9 protein-coding genes and 1 pseudogene are annotated in these 6,194 nt (G+C 72.6%); 7 read left to right on the top strand and 3 right to left on the bottom strand.

The features are described 5' to 3' along the window. The 4 genes from AOQ53_RS33570 to AOQ53_RS33555 form a co-directional block, all read left to right on the top strand. A partial coding sequence (locus AOQ53_RS33570) for a family 20 glycosylhydrolase (RefSeq protein ID WP_148640409.1) occupies positions 1 to 539 on the top strand: 539 nt, incomplete at its 5' end. 96 nt (positions 540 to 635) lie between these two features. Beyond that, positions 636 to 1,142 (top strand): hypothetical protein, encoded by a 507-nt coding sequence (locus AOQ53_RS33565; RefSeq protein ID WP_059423048.1) that lies wholly within the window; start codon positions 636 to 638, stop codon positions 1,140 to 1,142. Between the two features lie 108 nt (positions 1,143 to 1,250). Further along, a complete protein-coding gene (locus tag AOQ53_RS33560; RefSeq protein ID WP_059423046.1) occupies positions 1,251 to 1,805 on the top strand; it encodes a hypothetical protein in 555 nt (184 codons plus the stop codon). 154 nt (positions 1,806 to 1,959) lie between these two features. Next, positions 1,960 to 2,355, top strand: coding sequence for a hypothetical protein (locus tag AOQ53_RS33555; RefSeq protein WP_167745792.1), 396 nt, complete (start codon positions 1,960 to 1,962; stop codon positions 2,353 to 2,355). A gap of 30 nt (positions 2,356 to 2,385) precedes the next feature. On the opposite strand, the gene AOQ53_RS33550 is transcribed toward AOQ53_RS33555, so the two are convergent. From AOQ53_RS33550 to AOQ53_RS46885, 3 genes are all read right to left on the bottom strand, one after another. Continuing rightward, positions 2,386 to 3,588, bottom strand: coding sequence for a peptidoglycan recognition protein family protein (locus AOQ53_RS33550; protein ID WP_059423044.1), 1,203 nt, complete (start codon positions 3,586 to 3,588; stop codon positions 2,386 to 2,388). 208 nt (positions 3,589 to 3,796) lie between these two features. Then, positions 3,797 to 3,922: a hypothetical protein gene (locus AOQ53_RS47535; protein ID WP_269085491.1), complete on the bottom strand. Its 126-nt coding sequence runs from the start codon at positions 3,920 to 3,922 to the stop codon at positions 3,797 to 3,799. Between the two features lie 153 nt (positions 3,923 to 4,075). Further along, on the bottom strand, positions 4,076 to 4,294 hold the full coding sequence (locus AOQ53_RS46885) for an FG-GAP repeat protein (protein ID WP_078945624.1): 219 nt from the start codon (positions 4,292 to 4,294) through the stop codon (positions 4,076 to 4,078). On the opposite strand from AOQ53_RS46885, the gene AOQ53_RS48450 reads away from it, so the two are divergent. From AOQ53_RS48450 to AOQ53_RS33540, 3 genes and pseudogenes are all read left to right on the top strand, one after another. Continuing rightward, positions 4,241 to 4,675 (top strand): IS200/IS605 family accessory protein TnpB-related protein, encoded by a 435-nt coding sequence (locus tag AOQ53_RS48450; protein WP_456293500.1) that lies wholly within the window; start codon positions 4,241 to 4,243, stop codon positions 4,673 to 4,675. The genes AOQ53_RS46885 and AOQ53_RS48450 overlap by 54 nt on opposite strands. Before the next feature lie 271 nt (positions 4,676 to 4,946). After that, entirely contained in the window at positions 4,947 to 5,564 is a 618-nt protein-coding gene (locus tag AOQ53_RS33545) for an RNA polymerase sigma factor (RefSeq protein WP_059423042.1), read from the top strand. 198 nt (positions 5,565 to 5,762) lie between these two features. Then, a pseudogene (locus tag AOQ53_RS33540) lies at positions 5,763 to 6,194 on the top strand (hypothetical protein); the annotation flags it as partial.

Here is a 6,194-nt window from a genome sequence, read left to right as displayed (position 1 = left end):
GGTACGGCTCCGGCGCGACGGTCGCCGACCTCACCACCGGCTGGCTCAACGACCGGGCCGACACCGTCCGCGCCCACCAGCGCACCCCGCGCGCGTGGAACGACGGTTTCTTCCGCGGCACCTCCGTCAAGGCCGCCAAGGACATCCAGGTCGCCTACTGGACCGGCAAGGAGATCGGCGCCCGGCAGCCGGCGGAGTACCTGGGCGAGGGCCGGAAGGTGATCAACTACAACGACGAGTTCCTGTACTACGTGCTCGGCGAGCCGCAGACCTTCGTCTATCCGACGGGGCAGCGGATCTACGAGCAGTGGACGCCGCGGGTACTGCGCGGCACTACGGCCGTACCGGAGCGCTACGACGGGCAGATCCTCGGCGGGTCCTTCGCCGTCTGGTGCGACCTCGCGAACTCGCAGACGCAGGACCAGGTCGCGGCCGGGATCCGGATGCCGCTGCGGGCGACCGTCCAGAAGCTGTGGGACCCCGACAAGCCGGAGCTGTCCTGGGCGGAGTTCCGGGCGCTTGCGGACAGGCTCGGCTGACCGCACACGAATTGGCCCGTACGGCTGCGAACTGCCGTACGGGTGTGGTCGTCTTCTGGCGGGAGCCGAATCGAATATGCCGGGGGGAACCGGAGCATGGGGTACTGGGGGTACTTCGTCGTGGGCCGTGGGGAGCGGCCGCTGGCGGAGCTGGATGCGCTGGCGGGGGCGACGGACGGAATGGTGCGGCGCACCTCGGCGCCGGACGGGTGGCAGGTCTGGGAGTACCCGAGCAGCGACGGCGACGTCGGGAACATGAACGCCCTGGCCCGGGAGACCGGAGCGCCCGCGCTGTTCGGGTACGTCATGAACAGCGAGTGCGTGGTGCTGGAGGCCGCGGCGCCGGAGAGCGGGACGTGGACGACCTGCCTCGCCCGGGCCGCCATGGCCGGGTACCTGGGGGCCGGCCGGGAGGGCCTCACGCTGGAGGACTACTTCCTCGAACCCCGCGACGCCGCCGAGCGCGCCGTCCGCTGGGCCGCCGAGGCCGGGCGCGAAGTGAACGCCGACGCCCTGGTGGACGTACTCACTTCAGACCCCGATCCCCTGGCCGAAAACCTCTTCTTCAGCTTCCTCGACCGACTGGGCGTCGTGCCCCTGTGACGTTCCGGGGTCGTTGCGCGCAGTAAGGGGAAGTGTGGGTTCCGTGAGGGGTGAGGGCTGGAAGCGGCCTGGTAGGGCCCTGGACAAGGCCCGCAGAGGGAGGCGTGGATGAGCCTGGTGGAGTTGATCGCACAGGCCGACGAGCGCGGGCTGGCCGCGAGCGGGCTGGCTTGTTTGGATCGATGCGTGCCCCTGCTGGGCGGTGACGACGAGATCCTGCGGCCGCTGTGGGCGAGCCTCACCGACGGTGCCGGTACCGGCGACTGGGGTGAGGGGCTGGAGCAGGTGCGCGGGAAGCTGGACGTCGCCGGCACCGGGGACGAGGCGGCCGTGCTCGCCCACCGGATGCTCGAGGCCGCCCCCGCAGAGCGGTCCCACGCCGGGGTACGGGTGTGGGCCGACGCCTGTTCCGTCGCCTCCCTCCAGATCCACCGCCTCCTCGACACCGCCGAGGACGACGCCTCGTCGGTCGACGTGCGCCGCGAGGGCCGTACGGAGGGCATGTCGCCGCTCGTCGCCGCGGAACTGCGCCGCCAGATCACCGTCCTGGAAGTTCTGGCCGGACACGGCCCGGCCGGGCTGCGGCGGGCGCTGGAGGTGTCGACCGAGGGCCGTCGGGTGCTGCGCGCGGTCGTCTCGCGCCGGAGTCGGCAACAGGGCTGACGGACGGGTCGCCGGCGCTCCTGAACGGCCTAAACCCCCTTCCTGCGAGAGTCCTGTGACCGTCCCTTGGGTGAGGTGGGGCGGTCCTGCGCCGCTTCGGGGAAGCCGCCGATTCCGTGTGACGAAAGGCCACGCCGCAGCGCTTTTCCGGGGTGTGACGACTCAAGCGGAAACCAGGCCCTCGGCCGCGGCGAAGCCGCTGCGGTGGGCGGCGGACACGGTGGCGACGATGCGCGAGGGAGCACGGCTGCACCTCGACTACTCGGCACAGAGTCTGTGGAGCATCGACCGGATGATCGAGGGGATACGGCGGGAGGGAGCGCCGTTGGCCGCCGTGCAGGAGGTGCTGCGCGGGTTCGGGGCCTACGCCGGTGAGGTGATGGCGCGTCAGACCGGGGCAGAGTGGTGGGCGACGGGCGGCGACCACTGGATCCGCACCCCCGACGGGCGCCTCTGGGACCCGATCGACGAGGCCCGCCGCTGTTACGCCGGGCACGGCTCGCTGCGGCTGCTGTGCCGGGACGCGACGACCGCCGAGCCCCGGCACTAGCGTCAGCGACCGCGCGTCCCGGCACTGGCGTCAGCGACCGCGCGCCACCGTGGCGGCGTCCTCGGTTCCGGGAGCGATCGGCTCCGGGGCCGGCTCTTCGGGCTTGGCGGCCTTCCCGGCGGGGGTGCGGATCTCGGGCAGGGCGAGGGTGCGGATCTCGGGCAGGTCGTCGTAGAGGTGCTGGCCGGGGCACTCGGTCGGGTAGCCGTCGCGGTGGCCGGAGATGCGGTGCAGCGTGGCCTTCTGGCCCGCCTTGTACTTGCCGTTGTCGGCACCGGCGGTGAGCACCACCGTCCCGGTCGGGTCGATGCCGTACAGGCCGAGCTTCCAGGCCGCGACCTTGGCGACCGACTCGCGCACGGCGGTGTTCGCGGTCGTCTTGTTGTAGTCGCCGAGTACCGAGATGCTGCTGGTGCCGGTGTTGAAGCCGTAGGTGTGCGCGCCGAGGACGGGCTTGTCCATGCCGCCCGCACGGCCCTCGAAGACCGTGCCGCACTTGTCGACGAGGAAGTGGTAGCCGATGTCGTTCCAGCCGTTGCTCCGCACGTGGTAGAGGAACACGCCGCGCACGACGGACGCCGACTCGGCGCAGGTGTAGTCGTTGGTGCCCGCTGTGTGGTGGACGAACATCGCCTGGGTGCCGGTGGTGTAGGTGGGCGGGTCCTTCACCAGGGACTCGTCGGCGCCCCAGCCGGAACGCGACGTGACGGCGGGACGTTCGGCGTTGGGCCCACCGGCGGCCGGTCCGACGACGCCCGGTTCGACGACCGTGGTGTGAACGGCGTCCGCGCCGCCGTCCGGGTCGACCAGCTCGACGCGCAGCCCCTCGGGCAGCCGCGCGCCCGACACGCGCACCTGGACGCCGTCCGAGGGCCCGGTCCACAGCGGCTGGGTGCCGCCACGGACCCCGGCGCGGAGGCGGTCGGGTCCGGTCTCCGGCGTACGGACGTCGGTGTCGAGCGCGCGCCACGCGCTCCATTCACCGTTCTCGCGGGAGCGGGTGCGCACGTGCGCGGTGCCGTCCAGGGCCGCGTCCGGGTCGTCCCAGGTGACACCGATCATGCTGAACGGCTCGGTCGTGCGCGGCCCGAGGGACCGCTCGTGCGGGTCACCGTCCGGCACCCGGACGGTGTGCACGCCGTCGGAGGAGGAGGCCCGGGCGGGGTGGGTGAGGCCGAGCGCACCGGCGGCCAGGGCGGTGGCGACGGCGGTGTGCAGCAGGAGGCGTGTCATTCGCGGCTCGATTCCGGTCCTCTTGGTGGCGATGGGGGGCGATTGAGGGGAGACGGGGGCGATGCGGTGTTCTGATCGTCATCGTCATTCCCCCTTGCGGAGCCGTCCGTTCTGTCTGCCGGAGAAATCCGGCAAACGGCGGAGGACTGGCCGGGGTCCCGTGCGGTGCACGGGGCCCCGGCATGTCGTCACCGGGGCGGGCGAGTTGTCACGGCGTCAGCGTCTGGCCCAGGCGGGCGTCCGTCGGGGTGCCCAGCGTGGACTTGCCGGAGATGACGGAGTCGGCGTAGCCGAGACCGGTGCTGTTGCTAGGCAGTGCAGAGGATGCCGTCACCCCTGTCCTCGCCGTCGGCGCCGAACGTGAGGTCCGCCCGGCCGTAGCCGGACAGGTCCGTCAGCGACACCGACGAGCCGAAGCGGTCGTCGGTCTCCGTGGAGTCCGGGACGCCGGAGGTGTCCTGCGAGATCCCGATCGAGCCCGAGCCGGTCAGACCGGAGCGGTGCCCTTGACGAGGATCGCGTTGCCCGCGTCGGCGCGGTTGGCGTCGTCCCGGGGCAGGTCCTCGCCCGGTGCGGCCGCGAGGGCGTCCGCGTAACCGTCGGCGTTGTAGTCGCCGACCGAGACGGAGGTGCCGAGGGCGTCACCGGACTGGTGGGAGCCGGGGGCGCCGGGGCTGCTCTGGCTGGTGGCGAGGGCGTGCGAGATGCCCGGGGTCTTGGCGACCTTGTAGTCAGGGCGCGGGGTTCACTGGAAGACCTCACGGGCGTCCGCGAACGGGTACGGCTGAGGAAGTCCCGACGGGCCACCCACTCCAGCTGGTCCTTTCACCAGCTGGGGCAGTTCATCGCTTACAGGGCCCGCAAGGTCGGGGTGCCGGTGGTGCACGTCGATCCGGCGTACACCTCCGTACCTGCGCCGAGTGCGGCCACATCGGCGCAGCGAACCGGGTCTCCCAGGTCTGGTTCGCGTGCCGGTCCTGCGGCGTCGTTGCGCACGCGGACCGGAACAGCTCCCGCGACATCCGCGCCCGTGCGTGGGAGTTGTGGCGATGCCGGGTGCGGTCAACCACCCCAGCCCCACCCCTGAAGCCGGCCGGAGGGGCAGGACGCAGACGCAGCACCACAGCCAGTGGCGACCATGGTGCAAACTCGTCACTTTCGCGACGGGTAGCTGACACTGAGCGGTTTGTACGCGCGCGTGGTGTGACATTTCTCCGCGGCCTGGCGCTGATGATCGTGGAGGACGTGGCACGGACGCGTTCCCCGCGCGCGGGCGCACAGGGCAGGGCATGCCGGGCATCCGGGATGTCCCGGCCGGAGTGGACCCGCCGCGAACCCGGTACGGACGAGGACGGTTTTTGGGCCAGCGAGGGGAACCCCGGCGCGAGCAGGCGCGCGACGGGGAACTGGGCGCGGCCGTCGCGCGGGCCCAGGACGGTGACGAGGCGGCCTTCGCGGTCGCCTACCGGATCGTGCAGCCCGGACTGCTCGGCTATCTGCGCGGACTGGTCGGGGAGGAAGCGGAGGACGTGGCATCCGACGCCTGGCTGGAGATCGCCCGGGACCTGGGGCGGTTCAAGGGCGATGGGGCCGGGTTCCGCGGCTGGACGGCGACCATCGCCCGGCACCGGGCGCTGGATCATCTGCGCCGCCAACGCGTACGGCCGAGGTCGTCCGCGCTGGAGCAGGACGTCCTGGACCTGCCCGGGCCGCACAGCACGCACGACCAGGCGCTGGAGGCCATGTCCACCGAGCAGGCGCTGCGGCTGGTCAGGGGCCTGCCGCAGGACCAGGCCGAGGCCGTGCTGCTCCGCGTCGTGGTGGGGCTGGACGGGCCGGCCGCCGCCCGCGTCCTCGGCAAGCGGCCGGGTGCCGTGCGGACGGCCGCGTACCGGGGCCTGAAACGCCTCGCCACCCGGCTGGGCGCCGAAGGTGTGACGGATGAGGCTCCCCGGACGCTGGGGGAGTCGAAATGAAGGATGACGGCGGGTCGGGCGGAACTTCCGGGCCCGGTGCCCTGAACAGGGCGGACCCGCGAGACGTATGGATCGGACCCGGAATGCCGGGCCGGTCGGCCGGACCGGTCGGGTTGTACGGGTTTTACGGGTCGTACGGGTCCTACGGACCCGGCGGGCATCGCGGGACGTGTGGATCGAGCAGGGACGGAACAGAACATGGGTGAACATCAGAGCGACGGCGGGTTTCCGGGCCGCCGGCGTGTGCACCCTGGGGGTTCCGCGTACGGCCACCGGGCGGCGCGGGACACCGACGGCCGGCTGCCCGGCCACCGCGGGACGGCCGGCCTCGACAGCCCGGACCTCGGCTCCCGTCGAGTCCTGGCCGAGGCCGAGCTGGAGGCGCTGCTCGCGGCCGCCCTCATCCGGGACCGGATCGACGCCGAGGCCGAGCAGCGGGCCGTGGCCGCTTTCCTGGCCGCCCGGGACGCCGGCGCCCACCGGGCCCGCACTCGCCGCCGGGACGACTGGCGGCCCAGGGAGCGCCGGCATCCGGGACGTTCGCTGAAGGCCACGCTCTCCGTGCTGCTCGCCAGTCTCACGCTGGGCGGGGTCGCGGTCGCGGCGATCGGCTCGGTGGGGTCCACGGAC

Source organism: Streptomyces azureus (assembly GCF_001270025.1).
In the GTDB taxonomy this organism is placed as follows: Bacteria; Actinomycetota; Actinomycetes; order Streptomycetales; family Streptomycetaceae; genus Streptomyces; species Streptomyces azureus.
This window is presented reverse-complemented; position numbering and strand designations above follow the sequence as displayed.